Source organism: Roseomonas marmotae (assembly GCF_017654485.1).
Lineage (GTDB): Bacteria > Pseudomonadota > Alphaproteobacteria > Acetobacterales > Acetobacteraceae > Pseudoroseomonas > Pseudoroseomonas marmotae.
Genome location: NZ_CP061091.1, coordinates 1,770,859 through 1,789,755, shown reverse-complemented (window position 1 = coordinate 1,789,755; position 18,897 = coordinate 1,770,859). Strand labels below are relative to the sequence as shown.

18 protein-coding genes and 1 tRNA gene are annotated in these 18,897 nt (G+C 69.4%); 8 read left to right on the top strand and 11 right to left on the bottom strand.

What is annotated here, in order from left to right; translation table 11 throughout:
• Positions 1 to 35 precede the first annotated feature (35 nt).
• Positions 36 to 611, top strand: coding sequence for an HNH endonuclease (locus IAI58_RS08475; RefSeq protein ID WP_408906196.1), 576 nt, complete (start codon positions 36 to 38; stop codon positions 609 to 611).
• On the opposite strand, the gene IAI58_RS08470 is transcribed toward IAI58_RS08475, so the two are convergent.
• The 3 genes from IAI58_RS08470 to cysE form a co-directional block, all read right to left on the bottom strand.
• The gene (locus IAI58_RS08470; protein WP_208775909.1) at positions 608 to 1,285 is read right to left on the bottom strand and encodes a hypothetical protein; all 678 of its coding nucleotides are present in this window, start codon (positions 1,283 to 1,285) and stop codon (positions 608 to 610) included. The genes IAI58_RS08475 and IAI58_RS08470 overlap by 4 nt on opposite strands.
• A 32-nt stretch (positions 1,286 to 1,317) precedes the next feature.
• Complete coding sequence (locus tag IAI58_RS08465) at positions 1,318 to 1,803, bottom strand: disulfide bond formation protein B (RefSeq protein WP_207446520.1); 486 nt, start codon at positions 1,801 to 1,803, stop codon at positions 1,318 to 1,320.
• 62 nt (positions 1,804 to 1,865) lie between these two features.
• Complete coding sequence (gene cysE, locus IAI58_RS08460) at positions 1,866 to 2,702, bottom strand: serine O-acetyltransferase (RefSeq protein ID WP_207446521.1); 837 nt, start codon at positions 2,700 to 2,702, stop codon at positions 1,866 to 1,868.
• 243 nt (positions 2,703 to 2,945) lie between these two features.
• Here cysE and IAI58_RS08455 point away from each other — a divergent pair.
• Positions 2,946 to 3,031: transfer RNA gene (locus tag IAI58_RS08455), tRNA-Leu, on the top strand.
• A 21-nt stretch (positions 3,032 to 3,052) separates the two neighbouring features.
• Positions 3,053 to 3,388, top strand: coding sequence for a DMT family transporter (locus tag IAI58_RS08450; RefSeq protein ID WP_207446522.1), 336 nt, complete (start codon positions 3,053 to 3,055; stop codon positions 3,386 to 3,388).
• 30 nt (positions 3,389 to 3,418) lie between these two features.
• Here the strand turns inward: IAI58_RS08450 and IAI58_RS08445 are convergent, their stop codons facing one another.
• A complete protein-coding gene (locus tag IAI58_RS08445; RefSeq protein WP_207446523.1) occupies positions 3,419 to 4,840 on the bottom strand; it encodes a M20 family metallopeptidase in 1,422 nt (473 codons plus the stop codon).
• A gap of 178 nt (positions 4,841 to 5,018) precedes the next feature.
• On the opposite strand from IAI58_RS08445, the gene IAI58_RS08440 reads away from it, so the two are divergent.
• Positions 5,019 to 5,504 (top strand): HAD family hydrolase, encoded by a 486-nt coding sequence (locus IAI58_RS08440; protein ID WP_207446524.1) that lies wholly within the window; start codon positions 5,019 to 5,021, stop codon positions 5,502 to 5,504.
• A 7-nt stretch (positions 5,505 to 5,511) separates the two neighbouring features.
• Here IAI58_RS08440 and IAI58_RS08435 read toward each other — a convergent pair whose 3' ends face one another.
• The 5 genes from IAI58_RS08435 to IAI58_RS08415 form a co-directional block, all read right to left on the bottom strand.
• On the bottom strand, positions 5,512 to 5,883 hold the full coding sequence (locus tag IAI58_RS08435; RefSeq protein WP_207446525.1) for a hypothetical protein: 372 nt from the start codon (positions 5,881 to 5,883) through the stop codon (positions 5,512 to 5,514).
• A gap of 4 nt (positions 5,884 to 5,887) precedes the next feature.
• Complete coding sequence (mdoH, locus tag IAI58_RS08430) at positions 5,888 to 8,044, bottom strand: glucans biosynthesis glucosyltransferase MdoH (RefSeq protein ID WP_207446526.1); 2,157 nt, start codon at positions 8,042 to 8,044, stop codon at positions 5,888 to 5,890.
• The gene (locus tag IAI58_RS08425) at positions 8,032 to 9,522 is read right to left on the bottom strand and encodes an OpgD/OpgG family glucan biosynthesis protein (RefSeq protein ID WP_207446779.1); all 1,491 of its coding nucleotides are present in this window, start codon (positions 9,520 to 9,522) and stop codon (positions 8,032 to 8,034) included. The genes mdoH and IAI58_RS08425 overlap by 13 nt, the downstream gene beginning before the upstream one ends.
• Before the next feature lie 144 nt (positions 9,523 to 9,666).
• Entirely contained in the window at positions 9,667 to 10,293 is a 627-nt protein-coding gene (locus IAI58_RS08420; RefSeq protein WP_207446528.1) for a carbonic anhydrase, read from the bottom strand.
• A 45-nt stretch (positions 10,294 to 10,338) separates the two neighbouring features.
• Positions 10,339 to 11,412: an imelysin family protein gene (locus IAI58_RS08415; RefSeq protein WP_207446529.1), complete on the bottom strand. Its 1,074-nt coding sequence runs from the start codon at positions 11,410 to 11,412 to the stop codon at positions 10,339 to 10,341.
• A 262-nt stretch (positions 11,413 to 11,674) separates the two neighbouring features.
• Between IAI58_RS08415 and IAI58_RS08410 the strand changes: the two genes are divergently transcribed.
• From IAI58_RS08410 to IAI58_RS08400, 3 genes are all read left to right on the top strand, one after another.
• Positions 11,675 to 13,882, top strand: coding sequence for a TonB-dependent receptor (locus IAI58_RS08410; protein ID WP_207446530.1), 2,208 nt, complete (start codon positions 11,675 to 11,677; stop codon positions 13,880 to 13,882).
• Positions 13,883 to 13,983: 101 nt separating this feature from the next.
• Entirely contained in the window at positions 13,984 to 14,664 is a 681-nt protein-coding gene (locus IAI58_RS08405; protein WP_207446531.1) for a Fe2+-dependent dioxygenase, read from the top strand.
• A 141-nt stretch (positions 14,665 to 14,805) separates the two neighbouring features.
• Entirely contained in the window at positions 14,806 to 16,281 is a 1,476-nt protein-coding gene (locus IAI58_RS08400) for an argininosuccinate lyase (RefSeq protein ID WP_237182938.1), read from the top strand.
• A gap of 45 nt (positions 16,282 to 16,326) precedes the next feature.
• Here IAI58_RS08400 and IAI58_RS08395 read toward each other — a convergent pair whose 3' ends face one another.
• Positions 16,327 to 17,532 (bottom strand): Zn-dependent hydrolase, encoded by a 1,206-nt coding sequence (locus tag IAI58_RS08395; RefSeq protein WP_207446533.1) that lies wholly within the window; start codon positions 17,530 to 17,532, stop codon positions 16,327 to 16,329.
• A 119-nt stretch (positions 17,533 to 17,651) separates the two neighbouring features.
• On the opposite strand from IAI58_RS08395, the gene IAI58_RS08390 reads away from it, so the two are divergent.
• Positions 17,652 to 18,032, top strand: coding sequence for a RidA family protein (locus IAI58_RS08390; RefSeq protein ID WP_207446534.1), 381 nt, complete (start codon positions 17,652 to 17,654; stop codon positions 18,030 to 18,032).
• A 4-nt stretch (positions 18,033 to 18,036) separates the two neighbouring features.
• Here IAI58_RS08390 and IAI58_RS08385 read toward each other — a convergent pair whose 3' ends face one another.
• On the bottom strand, positions 18,037 to 18,807 hold the full coding sequence (locus IAI58_RS08385; RefSeq protein ID WP_207446536.1) for an SDR family NAD(P)-dependent oxidoreductase: 771 nt from the start codon (positions 18,805 to 18,807) through the stop codon (positions 18,037 to 18,039).
• Between the last annotated feature and the right edge of the window lie 90 nt (positions 18,808 to 18,897).

The window sequence follows — 18,897 nt, the reverse complement described above, 5'->3', positions numbered from 1 at the left end:
GAGCTTGAGGCGCGCGGCCTGAAAAGGAGCGGCGCTTGCCTGACGGGATGATGTCCGTGGGGAGCCAAGGGTTCCCTGCCCTCGTGCTGAACGCGGATTTTCGTCCGCTATCCTATTACCCATTGTCGCTCTGGGCATGGCAGGATGCGGTGAAGGCGGTCTACCTGGACCGCGTCTCCGTCCTGTCGGAATATGATGCCGAGGTGCATTCCCCCAGCCAGGTCATCCGGCTGCCCAGCGTCATCGCGCTGAAGGAATACATCCCCTCCGCCCGCCGCCCGGCCTTCACGCGCTTCAATGTCTTCCTGCGCGACAGCTTCTCCTGCGTCTATTGCGGCCAGGAGATGCCGACGCACGACCTCACCTTCGACCATGTCATCCCCCGCTCCCGTGGCGGGCGGACCAGCTGGGACAATGTCGTCACCGCCTGCGGGCCCTGTAACCTGCGGAAAGGGAACAAGCTGCCACGCGAGATCAAGATGTTCCCGCGCCAGGCGCCGCGCCAGCCGACCAGCTGGGAATTGCAGGAGAATGGCCGCGCCTTCCCGCCCAACTACCTGCACAAGAGCTGGCGCGACTATCTCTACTGGGACAGCGAGCTGGAAGGCTAGACGCGGAAGACGCGGCCGGCCGGCTCCTCGCCAGCCGGGGGCTGGGCGCTGCCGCCCTGCCGCAGTTCCGACACCAGCCGCAAGGCGAAGCTGGTCAGGAAGCGGCGCGCGGTGTCCATGTCGGATTCCCCATGCCGTGCAGAGAGCATGACCGTGACCACGGTGCCGTCCAGCCCGCTGGCGCAGATCAATTCCCGCCGCACCATGGCCTCCGGCTGGCCGAAGCGGAGGTCTGCACAGCGTATGACCGGTGGCGTGCCGCCCCCCCGACCGGCGGCATAATCGGGCACGCGCGTCATCGTGCCGCTGCCTCCCAGCAGGGCCTGCACCGCCAGAGCATGAGCCATGACCTCCATCTGCACCGCAGGCGACGAGGGGCCGTCCGGCATGGGCGTGATGCGGGGCCTGCGCAGGAAAACCGCCGCCGTGGAGCCCGAATCGGGATGGCGGTAACGCAGCATCCAGCCAGGCTCCGGGCCGGTGGCTGGCCCCGCCTCCTGCCGCTCGAAACCGTGCAGGAGCATCGGTGCGCGGTCCGCCAGGGGCTGGAGAGCGCCCGCGGCAGATGGATCGGCGCTGCCCGAGGGCGGCGACGGCGCTTCCACCGGGGTGCCGGCGCAGGCCGCAAGCAGCAGGGCGGACAGGCAGGCGGCGAGGCGGCGCGGGACGGGCATGGCCAGCACTCTGCCAGCCGCGGCCCGGCGCGTCAGCCTCGACGATTCGCGATGGGCGGCGTGGAAGGCCGCGATGCCTGCCAGAAGGTGAAACCGCCCAGCGCCAGCGCGTAGGCCAGGTTCATCCAGGCCATGGAGACGGGCAGGCCGGGGATCAGATAGGCGGGTTCATCGCATGGCTTGGCCGGGCGGGCCGCCAGGCCGGCCATCATCTCCTCGATGCTCTGGCCAGCAACCGCGCTCGGCGCCGCGCAGCCCGGCAGGGGCGAGGGCCACCATTTCGCCTCCACACCCCCATGCACCACGGCGACGGCGCCGGAGGCCAGCACGGCCAGGCCCGCCAGGACCAGCATCGGCCGGCGCGGCAGCAGATAGGCCAGCAGCGCCAGCGCCGCCGCCACCCAGTAGGGCCAGCGCTGCCAGAGGCAGAGCAGGCAAGGATTGAGCCCGCCCCAGCGCTCCGTCGCCATGGCGAAGAGAGGCGCGGCGGCGGCGAGGATGGCGATCAGCAGGGGCATGGCGTTTCCTTGTCGCTCCAGGTTTCCAGGGCGGCAAGTGACGAAGGGTTAAGCGGCTGGCCTCACACCCCGTCCAGCGTCTGGTTCATGGCGCGGGAGGGTTCGGCGCAGCCCGCCTTCCCCACCACCCGCGCCGGCACCCCGGCCACCGTGCAGCCAGAGGGCACGGGCTTCAGCACCACCGAGCCGGCGGCGATGCGCGCGCAGGCGCCGACCTCGATATTGCCCAGCACCTTGGCGCCGGCACCGATCAGCACGCCGTGGCGGATCTTGGGATGGCGGTCCCCGCCTTCCTTGCCGGTGCCGCCGAGAGTGACGCCTTGCAGGATGGAGACGTCATCCTCCACCACCGCCGTCTCCCCCACCACCAGGCCGGTGGCGTGGTCGAGGAAGATGCCCTTGCCGATCTTCACCGCCGGATGGATGTCGGTCTGGAAGACGACGGAGGAGCGGGATTGCAGCCAGAGCGCGAAGTCCCGCCGCCCCTCCTGCCAGAGGTGATGCGCCAGGCGATGCGTCGTCAGGGCATGGAACCCCTTGTAGTACAGCAATGGCTCCAGTGCCCGGTGGGTGGCGGGGTCGCGGTCCACCACGGCCATGATATCGGCGCGCACCGCCAGGGCCAGCTCGGGCCGCTCGGTCAGCACGCGCTCCAGGCTGCGGCGCAGCAGGGTAGTGGGCAGGTCGGCATGGTCCAGCCGGTCAGCCACACGGCTGGCCAGGGCGCTTTCCAGCGTATCATGCTGCAACAGGGCGGAGTGCATGAAGCCCGCCAGCTCCGTTTCCCGCCGTGCCGCATCCTCCGCCTCACGCCGCATCCGGGTCCAGACGGGGTCCAGCCCTGTCAGTCCGGAAGCCGTGATCTCGGGGTCGGGGCGGTGTGGCGCGTGCTGGGTCATGGCGGCAGCCTCTCGGGCGGGCGGCTTTCGCGGCCGGCGTCGGGTGATGCGGCCCGGTCGCGCCGGAGCCGCCCTTTCTATACCATGCCGCCCACGGGCTGGCACATCACGCGCGTCAGGCCGGACCGGCGGAAGACGCGGGGCTGCCCCGGCGGAACTACCCCTGACCGCCCAGCCCAAGGAGGGTCTGGAGTTTCCGCCGGAGGTACCATATAGGGGTGGCGGGCGCCCTGCGTCCCCATCGCGGGTGTGGTGGAATGGTAGACGCGGCGGACTCAAAATCCGCTTCTGGTGACAGAGTGTCGGTTCGAGTCCGACCACCCGCACCAAACATCCGGGACAGATGACCTGTGTCGCGGAGCTATCTGCCGCTGCTGGCGGCGATCGTGCTGGAGGTCATCGCCACCTCCGCCCTGCAGGCCTCGCAGCAGTTCACCCGGCCATGGCCGACGGCGGTGATGGCGCTGGGCTATCTGGCGGCCTTCTTCTTCCTCTCCCTCGCGCTGCGCGGCATTCCCGTTGGCATCGCCTATGCGATCTGGAGCGGCCTCGGCATCGTGCTGATCTCGGCCGTGGGCTGGGTGGTCTTCGGGCAGAAGCTGGACATGCCCGCCATCATCGGCCTCGGCCTCATCCTGGCCGGGGTGCTGGTGGTGAACCTCTTCTCCGGCACCGCCCGCCATTGAAAAGGGGGGCCGAAGCCCCCCCTTCCCCGTTCAGGCCTTGCCCATGTGGATGGGCGGCGACAGGTCGTCCGGCAGCGGGCAGACATAGGGGTCGGCTGCAGTGCGCTCGGCCAGGTCGGCCTTGGCGGCCTCGATCAGCTTCGGGTCGCGCAGCGCATCCACCGCGACGCCGGCCATGATCTTGGCCACATGCACCATGCCCTTATGCGCCAGCGGGGACTTGCCCTGCGCCGTGAGCTGCCAGGAATGGCCCGGCGTGCCGATGGCATAGGTCGCGCCCCGCGCCTGCACCGTCGGCACCACCCAGGAGACGTCGCCCACGTCGGTGGAGCCCACCATGGCGGCACCCTTGGCTTCCAGCGGGATGATCTGGTCCGCCAGCGGCACGCCGCGCCGCACCGGCACGCCCATGCGCTTGAAGGCGGAGGCGATGTCTTCCGGCGTCAGGGTCTTCTGGATCTCAGCGGCGAAGGCACGGTCCTCGTCGTCGAAGGGCGGCGGGCCCAGGCGCTCGATGTTGTTCTGCATCGCGCGCTCCAGCGGGCTGTTGCCCAGCAGGTTGGAGACGGCGGAGACGACCTTGGTCGAAACGGTGGTCTCGGTCATCAGCGCGGCGCCATCGGCGATCTTGCGCACGCGCTCCACCAGCCCGCGCAGGCCGGGCAGGTCGGTGGCGCGGATCAGGTAGCGCACCGTGGCCTTGCCCTGCACCACGTTGGGCGCGATGCCGCCGGCATCCAGATAGGCATAGTGGATGCGCGCGTCGCTCGGCATATGCTCGCGCATGTAGTTGACGCCGACATTCATCAGCTCGACGGCATCGAGGGCGGAGCGGCCCAGATGCGGCGCGACGGCGGCATGGCTGCTGCGGCCGACGAAGGTGAAGTCGATGCGGGTATTGGCGAGCGAATTCGCCTCGTTCACCGCGGCGAAGGGCGCGGGGTGCCAGGAGATGGCGATGTCCACATCCTTGAAGGCGCCTTCGCGCACCATGAAGGCCTTGGCGGCGCCGCCTTCCTCGGCCGGGCAGCCGTAGTAGCGCACGCGGCCCTTGATGCCGTTCTTCGCGAGGTAGTCTTTCACCGCCGTGGCGGCCAGCAGCGCGCCGGCACCCAGCAGGTTGTGGCCGCAGCCATGGCCATGGCCATCGCCGGGAATCGGCCGGTGCTCGGCCACGCCGGCTTCCTGGGACAGGCCGGGCAGCGCGTCGTATTCGCCGAGGATGGCGATGACGGGACCATCCTCGCCCGCCTCGCCCATGATGGCGGTGGGGATGCCGGCGACATTCTCGGTGATGCGGAAGTCGTGGGCTTCCAGCACCTTCTTGTGCTCGGCGACGGAGCGGTGCTCGTTATAGGCCAGTTCAGGCATGCCCCAGACGGTATCGCTGAGTTCGATGAACGGCTGCTGGCGGTCATCGACCAGACGCCAGATCTCTTCGGTATTCTGCATGGGGCACTCCTCGATGCGGCGGCGGGCGGAGGGGCCGCCGGCAGGCCGTTCAGGTTGCGGCCGTCGGCGCCGCTTGTCGAGGCACCCGTCGTCATCTTCCATCCCCGTCCCCAGAAACTCCCCCCGCCGCCATGCTCTGTGCAGACCAGGGGGGCCGGGCTGAAAGGCAGGCAAGGGCATGATGAAGCTGTTCCTCGATCTCGATGGCGTATTGGCCGATTTCGACCATGGCGTTCGGCAGGTGACAGGAAAGCGGCCGGAGGACCTGCCGCTGAAGACCATGTGGAGCGCCCTGGCCCGCGCGCCACGCTTCTTCGAGACCCTGGAATTCATGGAAGATGCAGAGCTGCTCTGGCAGTTCTGCGCCCCGCACCACCCGACCATCCTGACCGGGCTGCCCCTGGGAAGCTGGGCACCCCAGCAGAAGAAGCGCTGGGTGGCGCGGATGCTGGGGGCGCATGTGCCCATCATCACCTGCATGAGCCGGGAGAAGCCGCGCTGGTCCGCCCCCGGCCATGTCCTGGTGGATGACCGCGCCTCGGCGCGGGAGGGATGGGAGAAGAAGGGCGGCATCTTCATCCACCATGTCTCGGCGGAACGTTCGATCGCCGCGCTGCGCCGCCTGGGCCTGACCGGGGAGAACCCTGCAGCCGCCGCCGGCTGAGCCCGCCTCAGCCGATCCGGCCAGGCTCCAGCCGGACGGGCCGGCGCGCCACCGGACGCCAGCCATGGCGGCGGATGACGTCGTTGCTCTCCACCGCCTTGCGCCTGCCCGCCAGTGACCAGGTAATGTGATAGGTGGAGCCATCCGGCCGGTCGGTGGTGCCGCCGATCTCCACCACCAGCGCCTGCACCCTCGCCCCGTCATCGGCGATGCCGACGACACAGCCATCCGTCTCCACCGGCAGCGGCGTGCCGGCGGGCAGGCCGGATTGCAGCGTCACATGGTCGGCCACGACGCGCGGATAGGCTGGCGGGAAGTGCCGCAGCAGCGTTGCCCGGTCCTGCCGGTCCAGCAGCCAGCCCAGGATCAACCCGGGCATGGCCTCACCCCGCCGAAGACAGGGCGCTGAGTCGGGAAAGGCCGCGCGCGTCCCCCAGCACCGCCGCCAGTTCGGCCCGGTTCAGGCCGCGCAGCGCTTCCTCCAGGCTCTCCGCCTCCTCCGCCTTGGCGAGGCCGACCAGCAGCGCGGGGTCGAAGGGATCCTGGCGAGGGCGGCGCGGGGCCGGCAGCATCCGCCGGTGCGCTTCCAACAGCGCGGGTTCCCGGAACAACGCGGCCGGGCCGGGCAGCGCCGGTGCATCCGCCCGCTGGCGACGGAAGGCCAGGGCATCGGTCAGCACGCGCGGCGTCTCCGTCTCCTCCGGCACCAGCAGCAGGCCGATGCGGCGCAGGCCCATCCCGATATCCCGCCGGGCGGTGAGCGCCGCCAGCGGAATGGCCAGGGCGAGGCCCAGCACGACCGGCGACATCCAGAGCGCCAGATAGGGGGAGACCATCCAGGCGATGACGCCGAAGCCCAGGCCGAAGACCGTGTGCCGCCAGTAGAGCTTCACGATCTCGCCGAACGGCATGCTGCCATCGTCGCGCCGCTGGGCCGACCAGCCGGAATCCCGCCCCATCAGGATGGAGAGCACGTCGTTGGACTGCGTCAGCATGGTCACCGGCGCCATCAATCCGGCGATCACCGTCTCCAGCAGCATCGAGATCAGCGTGCGGAAGGCGCCGCCGCAGCCGCGCCGGTCACGCGGATGGAACAGCAGCGCGATCCAGGACATCAGCTTGGGCGCCAGCAGCAGCGACATGGTGCCGATGAACAGCCACATGGCGCGCACCGGATCGACCGTCGGCCATTCCGGGAAGAGACTTGGCCCAGCAGGGAAATATTCCGGCCGGATGAAGCGGGACTGCAGGGAGAGCAGCACGCCTGCGATCAGGAAGAGCAGCCAGATCGGCGCGGTGATATAGCTGCCGATGCCGGTCATCAGATGCAGGCGGCTGACCCAGTGCAGCCCACGCGTCGGCAGCACGGCCATGTGCTGCAGGTTGCCCTGGCACCAGCGGCGGTCGCGCACTGCCAGGTCCATCAGGGAGGGCGGGCTTTCCTCGTAGCTGCCGCGCAGCCAGGGCACCATGTGGATGGCCCATCCGGCGCGGCGCATCAGCGCGGCCTCGACGAAGTCGTGGCTCATGATATGGCCGCCCCAGGGCTTGCGGCCCCGCAGTTCCGGCAGCCCCGCCGCGCTGGCGAAGGCCTCGGTGCGGATGATGGCGTTATGGCCCCAGTAGTTGCCCTCCGCCCCGTGCCACCAGGCGATGCCCTCGGCGATCAGCGGGCCATAGACCCGCCCGGCGAATTGCTGCATCCGGGCAAAGAGCGTGCTGCCGCCGGTGATGATCGGCAGGGTCTGGATCAGCCCGACATCCTCGTGCCGCTCCATCGCATCCGCCAGGCGCAGGATGGTGTCGGCCTCCATCACGCTGTCGGCGTCCAGGATCAGCATCTGCGGATAGGCCGCGCCCCAGCGGCGCACCCATTCGGCGATATTGCCCGCCTTGCGCTCCGTGTTCTTGGGGCGGCGGCGGTAGAAGATGTGCTCCTCGTCGCCCGTGCGGCGGCGCAGGTCCAGGAAGGCGGCTTCCTCGGCGATCCAGGCGGCGGGGTCGGTGCTGTCGCTGAGGATGAAGATATGGAAGCGGTCCATCGCCCCCGCCGTCGTCAGCGAGGCATGGATCGCCTGAAGCCCCGCCATCACGCGGCTGGGGTCTTCATTGTAGGTGGGCATCAGCAGGGCCGTGATGCCGCTCGGCATGGGGGGCGGCCCATCCGGCGCGATGCCCAGCCTGCGGTCCGGCCCCAGCAGCAATCGCACGAAGCCGCAGAGCGCGCTGACGAAGGACAGCGCGATCCAGGCGAACAGCACGACGAAGAGGACGAGCACGACGCCCTCCAGCACCGTCGGCTTGCCGCTGTTCAGCACCAGCGACATCTCCCGCGCCGCGAAGAGCGTCAGCAGAATGGCGCCGCCGATCACCAGCAGCCGCCGCAGCCAACTGGCCATGGGGCGGGATGGCAGCCCTCCCGCGCGCCGCGCCGGGCGCGCGCGCAGGGACTGCACGGGCATCTCCAGCGGTGCCTCAGGCGGCAGGGCCCGCCAGGCCGTGCGTGGCCGCGCCTGCTCGGTGGTGCTCACGCCGTCCATCGATAGAGCCAGGTCTCGGCCAGGGGCTGCTCACCCTGCCGGAGCTGGGCGCGCAACTCGATGCTGCGCGCATCTCCCGGTGCCAGCTCGAAGGCGATGCGCCATCCGCCGGTCTCGGGGTTGCGATAGACCACTGGATTGAGGATCTCGCCCCGGCTGGCGCTGACATCCAGCTGCGGCTTGGCATCCGCCGGCAGGTCGCGCAGCGCGCCGCCCACCGCGTCCAGCACGAAGTAGCGCAGGCCCGGCCGTGTCCCGGCACCGGAATGGACGGCGGTGATGCGCGCCAGGCCCGGGTCCACCGGCGCCTCGTCGCACCAGTGCATGCGGAAGGTGTAGCGATATTCGCCCTTGGCCTTCAGCGGGTCCTTGGGGCGCCAGAAGACGACGACATTGTCGTGGATCTCCGTGCTGGTGGGGATCTCCACCAGGTGCACCGCGCCCTCTCCCCAGTCACCGATCGGCTCGATCCACAGGCTCGGCCGCTTCTCGTAGCGGGCTTCCAGGTCCTCATAGCTCGCGAAGTCGCGGCGGCGCTGCATCAGCCCGTAGCCGCGCGGATTCACGTCGCTGAAGATCGATATTTCGAGGTTGCGCGGATTGTTCAGCGGGCGCCAGATGCGCTCCCCCCGCCCGGTCAGGATCAGCAGCCCGTCGCTGTCATGCACCGCCGGCCGCCAGTCGTCCCGCCCGGTGCGGTTCAGCGGCGAGAACCAGAACATGCTGGTCAGCGGCGCGATCCCGGCGGTGGTGAGGTCCGTGCGCGGGAAGATGGTGCATTCCACATCGAAGATCGTGGTCGGCCCGGGGCGGACGGCAAAGCGGAAGGCCGCGGCGCAGGAGGGGCTGTCTAGCAGTGCATGCACGGTGATGGCATTCACGCCCTCCCGCGGGCGCTCCACCCAGAAGCTGCGGAAGACCGGGAATTCCTCGCCCTTCGGGTCGGCCGTGTTCAGCGCCAGCCCGCGCGCGGAAAGGCCATAGATATGCCCCTTGCCCAGCGCGCGGAAATAGCTGGCGCCGAGGAAGGCGCAGATCTCGTCATAGTAGTCCGCCCGGTTGATCGGCCCGTGCAGGCGGAAGCCGGCGAAGCCGAGATCCTGATCCGGCGGCGGCGGCTGCATGTTCTGATAGCTGAAGAGATCGCGGTTGAATCGGATCGGCCGCGCCACCCCGTTGGCGACCTCGAACATATCGACCCGCGGCTTGTAGAGGAAACCGCGGTGGAACAGCTGCATCTGGAAAGGCAGATTCTCCGGCGCCCAGAGCGCGCGGTCGGGACGGTAGCGGATGTCCCGGTACTGGTCGTAGCCCAGATCGTTGAAGGGGGCGGGCAGGTCCTCGCTCGGTGCCTTATAGGGTTCGGCCGCCAGCTTCCGCGCCATCTCCCGCACGGTATTGGAGTCGAAAGGCATCTCGCCCGGCGCTGCCTGCGCCTGCGCCTCGGACAGGTGCGCCGTTTCCTCCGCCACGAACATGGTGGACAGAGCGATGGCTCCCAGCAAGGCATCACGGCGGTTCACAGTAATTATTCCCCTCGTTCAAGCTGCCAGCCAACACCTAAGCCACGGCAGAGTTGCGGCAATCCCATGCCGCAAAGAGGGCAAGCGAACCCGCAATCCTCAGGCGGGGTGAAAGTTTCCGTCATCTTTCAGGATCGTCAGCAAACCGGTCCGAATATCGAAACTGCCACCGTGAAGCTTCAGCTTCTGCTGTTCCACCCGCTCAGCGACCCAGGGGAAGGTCATGATGTTCCGGAGCGAGAGCTTCACGGTTTCTTGTTCGCAGGCGGTTTGCGCATCGGCGGGCTCGCAGGCCAGGGCGCGGCTGCGCGCCTCATTGGCGATGCGCATCCAGGGCGCCACGAAGTCCCGCGCACTCTCGGGGAAGCCGTTCAACAGGGCATGCACGCCGCCGCACATGGCATGGCCCAGCACGATGATGCGCGGCACTTCCAGCACCCGCACCGCGAATTCCAGCCCGGCCGAGGTGCCGTGATGGTCGCCGTCCGGGGAGTAGGGCGGTACCAGATTGGCGACGTTGCGGATGATAAAGAGTTCCCCCGGCCCGGCGCCGAAGACCATGGCGGGGTCCACCCGGCTGTCGGAGCAGCTGATCACGAGGGCCTGCGGGCTCTGCCCATTGCGCGCCAGATCCTCGAACACCTTCCGCCGCTCCGGCCAGACGGTCTGGCGGAACTGCCGGTAACCACTGAACAGGGCCTCAAGCCCCTTATCCTCATGTGACATGGCGCGCCTCCTGCGCCCCAGGCGCGGCGCTGTCCAGAGGTGGCTTTAATTGGCTTCCAGACTTGTGACCGGGGAAGGCAGGCCGAGTGCCGGCGGCAGGCGCTCGGCCAGGAGGTCGCGCAGCGCCACGGCCTGCCGTTGCAGGCTCTGCAGCCCGGCCCTGCCGGCCGGCTCCCCCAGTGCCTGCTCGATCGGCATGGACAGGGCGGTGGCGGTGGCGATGACCTGGTCGAAGCCCTCGGATATCCGGGCCGCCAGCTCCCCCTGCCCGTCCTTCTCCAGCGTGGCCGCGAAGCCGCTGCGGAACATCAGCCGCGCCGCCGCCAGGGTGGCCAGCAGGCAGCGCCCCGACAGTTCCGAGCGCCAGGCCTCCAGCCGCTGCGGCTGACCGGTGGTCAGGGCCTCGGTCAGTTTCCGCGACGCCACCGCGTCCAGCGCGCCATACAGCGCGCGGAGCAGCTCCATCGTCGCGTCCTTCGGCTCATTATAAGGAGGGCGCGGCTCGATCATCACGGCGGCATAGGGGTTGGGGCCGGCGGTCCAGCCCTCCAGCATGTCCCGGCCGATGGCCGCCTGGGTGGCGCCGATGGCCCCCAGCAGGGCCGCGCGATAGGCCGCCTCGGCATCCCCTGCCGCCAGCCGTGCCGCCGCGGCATCGCCGAAGAGCAACCGCTCGGCGGCCGGAAGGCCGAGCACCGCGACGTTGGAGAGGGATTCCGGCCGCACATCCAGCAGCGCCGCGTCCCGCCGGGCAATGGCCTCGCTCAGGTCACGGCCAACGGCGTCGCGCGGGTCGGGCCAGACCTGCACGCGCTGGTGGCGGCTGAACAGTTCGGCGGGGCCGAAGCGCAGGTATCGCACGCCCTGCCAGGCCAGCATCGCCTCCATCCAACCCTGCCGTGCCGCCTGTAGGGCGGCGGGGTCGGCCGGCGCCTTGGCCAGGGCCGCCAAGGTCGCGGCGAAGGCGGTGGCGGCGGCGGCGAAGGCGCGGTAGCCCGGCAGCACCGCCCCTTCCACCACCGCCCTGTTCAGGGCGCGGTAGCCGGCCTCATCGGGCGCGGCCATCGCGGGCATGGCCAGCAGCGAGGCGGATGCGGCGAGCAGCAGGCGGCGATGCATGGAGCGCTCCGGACATAGGGCGGCCGCGCGGCGCAGGCGTGGCGGAGGTGCCGGTGGCCGGCATCCCCGCTTTAGCATGCCACAGCCTCCGGCCAAGGCCGAGCGGTTGAGAGGTCAAGCCTCTGGATTCGCAGGCCTGCCGGCACGGCTGGAGGCCCTGGCGTGGCCTGGCCGCCACAGTGCAGCCGATCCGCCGCCTTCAGGTTGACGTTCCGACGTGAAAATCATAATGAAAATCATTCTTAATTGAGTCGAGGTTCCCATGAGCAGGCGGCAGAGTCTGACCGGCACGGTTTCCCAGGCGGCGCTGATGGCAGGCGTCGCGATGGCGCTTCCCGGCACGGCCGAAGCACAGGGCGCGGCCGCCGAGGGGCCGGTCATGCTGCCGACCGTCGAGGTGCAGGGCAGCGCGCCCGCCAATACGCTGCAGCGCGCCGTGCCGGTGAACCGCCTGTCCGGCACGGTGCAGGACACGCCGCAGGTCATCAACGTTGTCCCACGCGAGGTGCTGGAGCAGCAGAACGTCACCACGCTGGAAGAGGCGCTGCGTAACGTCCCCGGCATCACCATGAGCGCCGGCGAGGGCAATGGCGGCGTCTCCGGCGACCAGTTCCGCATCCGCGGCTTCAGCGCCCAGAACGACATCTATGTCGATGGCCTGCGGGACTTCGGCGCCTATCAGCGCGATGCCTTCACCTATGAAGATGTCGCGGTGATGATGGGCCCCTCGGGCTATGCGCTGGGCACCGGCTCGGTCGGCGGCGGCGTGGCCATCAACACCCGCCTGCCGCGCCTCGGCAACAGCCTCGGCGCCGTGGCCACGGGCGGCATGGGTCCCTTCGCCCGCTTCACCGCCGATGGGAACTACCAGTTCAGCGACACCGGCGCCGTCCGGCTGAACCTGATGGGCCAGTCCAACAGCGCCGTGGACCGCGACACGCCGAGCGGCCACCGCTGGGGCTTCGCGCCCTCCATCGCCTTCGGCCTGGGCACCGACACCACCTTCTCGCTCGACTACCTGCACTACGAATACGACCAGCCGACCGATGCGGGCATTCCCGTCATCTCGCGTCCCGGCTTCCTTTCGGTGCCGGCGACCGAGCTGGGCCTGCCGCGCGGCACCTGGTACGGCACCGGCAACGACCGCGACAAGGTCACGGTGGACCGGCTGACCGCCCGCCTCTCCCATCAGGTCAGTGACTGGCTGACGCTCTCGAACGACTTCCGCGTCGGCTGGTATGACCGCGACTTCGCCTTCTCGCCGGTCGCCTGCGACGCCACCTGCTCCGCCGCCTTCCTCCGCGGCGGAAACCCGGCTGTTTCCTTCGGCGGCGGCGTCAGCCCCTACAAGCAGAAGAACTGGTCGATCCAGAACATCTCCACCGCCACCGCCCGCTTCACCACAGGGCCGCTGCGGCATGAGCTGACCGCCGGCTTCGACCTGTGGCACGAGGATTTCGAGCGGCGCGGCTTCTCCTACACCTCTCCCCGCCCGGCGATCAGCATCCGCGATGGCGGCGGCACGGACATCCTCCAGAGCGTCAGCACCGACGCGACCAATTTCCGCGACACCAAGACCACGGGCTACGGCCTCTTCGCCAATGAGCGGGTGTGGCTGCTGCCGGAACTCTCCGTGATCGGCGGCCTGCGCTGGAGCCGTTACGAGATCGACTACGCCGCCGGTACCCCCGGCGCGGCGGCCAGCACCAACATCAAGTCCGACGTGGATGTCTGGGACCCGCGCGTCGCCGTGGTCTTCGAGCCGACGGGCGACCAGACCTACTACGCCAGCTACTCCACCTCCTCGACCCCGCCGGGTTCCTACTTCACCACCTTCCCAGCGGCGGTGACGCAGTTCCGCCAGGGCTTCAAGCCCGAGCGCAACACCATCTATGAACTGGGCGCCAAGTTCGGGCTGCTCGATGATGGCCGGCTCGGCGCCTATGGCGCGCTCTACCGCATCGAGAAGGACAATTCGCTGCAGACCGACCCGGCCACGGGCGACGCGACGCAGACCAGCGACAAGCAGCGCAACCAGGGCTTCGAGCTGGGCCTGACCGGCCGGGTGACGCCGGACTGGAACGTGCTGGCCAACTACACCTGGATGGACAGCGAGACGACGGAATCCACCACCGCCGCCAATGTCGGCAAGCGCGTGCAGTACGTGCCCAAGCACGCGGCGGCGCTCTGGACGACCTATGACTTCAACCGCGACACGCCCATGAACGTGACCGTGGGCGGCGGCATCACCTGGCGCAGCAAGGTGTTCCTGGATGCGGCGAATACGGCCCAGGCGCCTTCGAACTTCAGCCTGGATGCCGTGATCTCCCACCGGATCAACGACAGCCTCCGCGTTCAGGTGAACGGCTACAACCTGACGAATGAGGTCAACTACAGCGCCCTCTTCGGCGGGCGCGTGGTGCCCAGCCCGGGCCGCACCGTGCTGGTCTCGGTCGCCGCCGAGTTCTGATCGTCCGCCATATCCCCGCGCCACGGCGCGGGGCAGCCGGAGGGGGGCCGCCACGCGCTGCCCCCCTTCCCTGTTTCCGCCCCCCAGCCGAGTGAACCGCCATGCTCATCACCATCCCGCAGTTGCTGACCCCCGCCGAGGTGGCGCATTGCCGCGCCGTGCTGGAAGCCGCCGCCTGGATCGATGGGCGCGTGACGGCGGGGGAGCAGGCCAGCGCGGCCAAGCTGAACCTGCAGGTGCCGGAGGGCTCGCGCGAGGCGCGGGAACTGGGCGAGCTGGTGCTGCGCGCACTGGGGCGCAACCCGACCTTCAACGCCGCCGCGCTGCCGCTGCGGGTCTATCCGCCGATGTTCAACCGCTATGACACCGGCATGACCTTCCGTGCCCATGTGGACAATGCCATCCGCCACGTGCCCGGCGGCGGCCGGCTGCGGACCGATGTCTCCTCCACCCTCTTCCTCACCCCGCCCGAGGACTACGACGGCGGCGAGCTGGTGATCGAGGACACCTACGGCACCCAGCGGGTGAAGCTGGCGGCCGGGGACATCGTGCTCTATCCCGCCACCAGCCTGCACAGCGTCACCCCCGTGACGCGCGGCAGCCGCTGGGCCAGCTTCTTCTGGACGCAGTCCATGGTGAAGGACGATGGGCAGCGGCGCCTGCTCTATGAACTGGACAACGGCATCCGTCAGGCGCGGGCCGACCTGCCGGACGACCATCCCGGCGTCCTCTCCCTGACCGCCGCCTACCACAACCTGCTGCGGCAATGGGTGGAGATGTAGCGGCGCGGCGGGCTGTTGCCTCCAGAGCCAGGCTCACGTCATGACTTGGTGGTCGCAGCCGGGCACGCCATGCCCGGCCCAACCAACCACGTCATGGATGGAGGAAGCATGTCCCGGTTCAGAACCTGCCTAGGTGCCCTCGTGCTATCCGCATACGCATTGCCCGCCCTGTCGCAGCAGCCGGCGGCGCGGGACGAGTTCTTCTGGCTGGGCCAGATCAACAAGGCCACCGCCGTCATCAATACCGATGAGGGATTGCTGGACCGGTCCCTGGCGCCGCGCATCGCCGCCGGCCTCGCCGATGTCCTGAAGGCGGGCGCGCAGCCGGGCGGCAAGCGTCCTTCCAGCGTCATCACCTTCGAGCCGCTGCTGATCGAGGCGGCGGGCGTCGAGGCGACGCTTCTGCATGCCGGACGCTCCAGCCAGGACATGCACGCCACCTACCGCGCCGCCATCATCCGCGACGACCTGCTGAAGCTGGCCGCGCAGCTTCACAAGACCACGGCTTCCATGGTGCGGCTGGCGGAGCAGCATGCCGGGACCATCGTGCCGAACTACACCAATGGCGTGGCAGCGCAGCCCAACAGCTTCGGCCACTACCTGCTCGGCCATGTGGCCGGGCTGGAGCGGGACGCGCAGCGGCTGCGGGAAGCCTATGCGCGGGTGGACCGCTCCGCCATGGGCACGACGGTGCTGAACGGCACCAGCTGGCCGCTGAACCGGGAGCGCATGGCGCGCTACCTCGGCTTCCCGGCGGTGGTGGAGAATGCCTATGACGCCGCGCAGATCTCCTCCTCCGAGCATCCGGTCGAGGTCGGCGCGGTGGTCACCAGCATCGCCCTGCATGCCGGTGCCTTCATCGAAGACATCATGACGCAATACGCGCAGTCCCGGCCCTGGATCCTGCTGCAGGAGGGAGGCGGCAATACCTATGTCTCCAGCGCCATGCCGCAGAAGCGCAATCCGGGCCTGCTCAACGACACGCGCAGCCAGGCCTCCACGGTGGTGTCGCTGGCCATGGGCCGGGTGCTGCAGGCCCATAACATTCCCCCTGGCATGGCCGACCCGAAGAGCGTGAGGGAGAATTCCGCCATGGCCGCCGCCACGCTGCGGATGCTGCAGGGCTGGGACCGCGTCCTGAACGCCCTGGTCATCAGCCCGGAGCGGGCGCTGGAGGAGCTGAACAGCGACTGGACCGCATCGCAGGAACTGGCGGATGTGCTGATGCGGAAGTACCGCCTGCCCTTCCGCGTCGGCCACCACTTCGCCTCCGAGGTCGTGGACCATGCCAAGCAGCACAACATCCGGCCCACCGACTTCCCTTATGAAGAGGCGAAGCGCATCTATGCCGCGACTCTGGCCGAGATGAAGGTGGAGGGCGGCGACCTGCCGATGAGCGAGGCGGAGTTCCGCGCGACGCTCGACCCCGTGGCCATCATCCGTAACCGCGCCACCAGCGGCGGCCCGCAGCCCGCCGAGATGACGCGCATGCTCGCCGGCGCGCGGCAGGCGCTGGAACATCAGGATGGTTGGGTGCGCGAGCAGCGGGGCCGGATCGACGCCGCCCTGGCCGCGCTGGACGCCGACTTCGCGAAGCTGCTGGGCGAAGCCCGCTGAGGTGACAGCGCGCCGGGCCGCCAGCCCGGCGCGCCGAAGCCGGCCTCACCCCCGGCCGAGGAACCGCGCGGCGCCGTCCACAAGCACCTGGGCGCCCAGCATCAGGTCCTCGTCGCTGGTATTCTCGGCCCAGTGATGGCTGATGCCGCCGATCGAAGGCACGAAGAGCATCACCGCTGGCATCGTCTTGGCGATATACTGGGCATCGTGCCCGGCGCCGCTGGGCATGCGGCGCCACTTCCCGGGGGCATGTGCCTCGGCCGCCTCGTCCAGTGCCGTCATCATCGCCGGGTCGCTCAGCGCGGGCGTCGCACGGCTGACGACATGCAGGGTGGTGGTGCAGCGCTCCCGCCGGTTGCTCTCCTGCACCAGGGCGCGCAGCGTCGCCTCCATCCGCTGTAGAACCTCCATTGAGACGTCGCGGAACTGGAAGAGGATATCGGCCCGCCCCGGGATGATGCTCGGCGCGCCCGGCTCCAGCGTGATGCGGCCGGTGGTCCAGGTGCTGCGCTCGCCGCAGACGCGCGGGAATTCGCGGTCGATCGCCGCCAGCAGGCGCACGGCGGTCAGGCCCGCATCCCGGCGCTCGGCCATGCTGGTGCCGCCCGCATGGTCCTGCTGCCCCTCGATGACCAGCCGGAACTGCCAGATGGCGACGATGCCCGTGACGACGCCAATCCGCAGGCCCGCCTTCTCCAGCTGCGTGCCCTGCTCGATATGCATCTCGAAGAAGCCCTTGTAGCGGCCTGGGTCGATCCGCATGCGCGGCAGCCCTTCCAGCCCCGCCGCCTTCAGCGCATCGCGCAGCGGCGTGCCGTCGGTGCGGTTGCGGCTGCGGTCGATCTCCTCATCCGGCAATTCGCCGATGATCGACCTGCTGCCGAGGAAGCCACCCTCGAAATGCCCCTCCTCATCCGCGAAGGCGCAGACATCCACGGGCAGCCCCGCCCGCGCCATGGCCAGCGCGCCGACCACGCCCAGCGCGCCATCCAGCCATCCCGCCTCGTTCTGGCTCTCGATATGGCTGCCGGCCAGCAGGTGCGGCCCTGGGCCGGGGTGGCGGCCGAAGACATTGCCGATGCCGTCGATCGAGGGCTCCAGCCCCACCTCCCGCATCTTCTCCATCAGCCAGCGGCGGGATTCCATGTCCTGCGGGCTGTAGGTCGGCCGGTGCACGCCGGTCCTGAAAGCGCCGATCCTCCGCAGTTCGTAGAGGTCCTGAAGGAAGCGGGCGGTATCGGCTTGCGGCATGGAGACGCTCCAGCTGGTGGTGATATCGCAGTCCAATGCAATTTCCACACCGGGGGAAGCATCTTCCGCCTCTGGCGCGGCAGTGCCAGCATCGCCGCCGGACCAAAGGGAGCACCGAGATGCCGACTCACTTTCCGCCGCAGGAACCCGCGCGTTTTCCGCCGCTTTCGCTCGCGGTGCGCACGGGCAACCTGCTCTTCGTCTCGGGCATGGGGCCTTTCGACGAGAGCTGGACGATCCCGAAGGGCGACTTCCCCGCGCAGATGCGGGCCGTGCTGGCCTGGCTCGACAAGGTGCTGGCCGAGGCGGGCACCGACCGCCGCCGCATCGTCAAGACCAATGTCCTGCTGACGCGGGAGCAGGACATCGCCGAGATGAACCGCCTCTATGCCGAATGGCTGGGTGGCCCGCCCTGGCCCGCGCGCACGACAGCGGTGGTGAAGGCCCTGCCGCTGGCCGATTTCCTGCTGGAGATCGAATGCGTGGCGGAGGTGGACTGAGGCGCTACCGCGCCTCCAGCGTCAGTCCGCCATCCACCACCAGGGTCTGGCCGGTCACCATGCGGGCGCCGGCCAGCAGGAAGAGGATGACCTCGGCCAGATCCTCCGGCTGGCAGCGGCGCTTCAGCAAGGCCTTGCTGGCGCTGGCCTGGCGCCGCTCCTCGGTCCATTCGACCATCCAGGGGCTGTCCACCGCGCCGGGCGCGATGGCATTGACCCGCACATCCGGCGCCAGGCCGCGTGCCAGGTTCTTGGTCAGGCTGATGACGCCCGCCTTGGTGGCGCCATAGGCCATCGAGCTGCCGGGGCTGTCGATGCCTGCGATGGAGGCCACGTTCACCACCGCGCCGCCGGCTTCCTTCAGGGCCGGCGCCGCCGCCTTGGCGCAGCGGAAGACGCCCAGCAGGTTCACCTGCAGCACCGCCTGCCACAGCTCCTCCGTCAGCAACTCCAGCGCCGTCGGCGGAATCAGGCTGGTAGTGCCGGGGGTGCCGGCATTGTTGACCAGGAAATCCAGCCCGCCGAGGCCGGCCAATGCCTGCTCCACCATGCGCGGCCCGGCCACGGCATCGCCGACATTGCCTGGGGCCGCCAGCACGTCATGACCGGCGGCCCGCAGCTCAACCAGGGCCGTTTCGGCGCGGGCATCACCGGGCAGATGATTCACCGCCACGCGGGCACCGGCCTCGGCCAGCATCCGCACCGTCGCCAGCCCGATGCCCGATGCGCCGCCGGTCACCAGCGCGCGCCTGCCCCGCAGATCGTAGCGGATCATGTTTCTCTCCCTTCCCGAAACTGCCGCGCAGGCTGCACGGGGCGATGATTCGCGGCAAGCCCGGGCCGACGGGCAGGGCTGCCTTGCCCA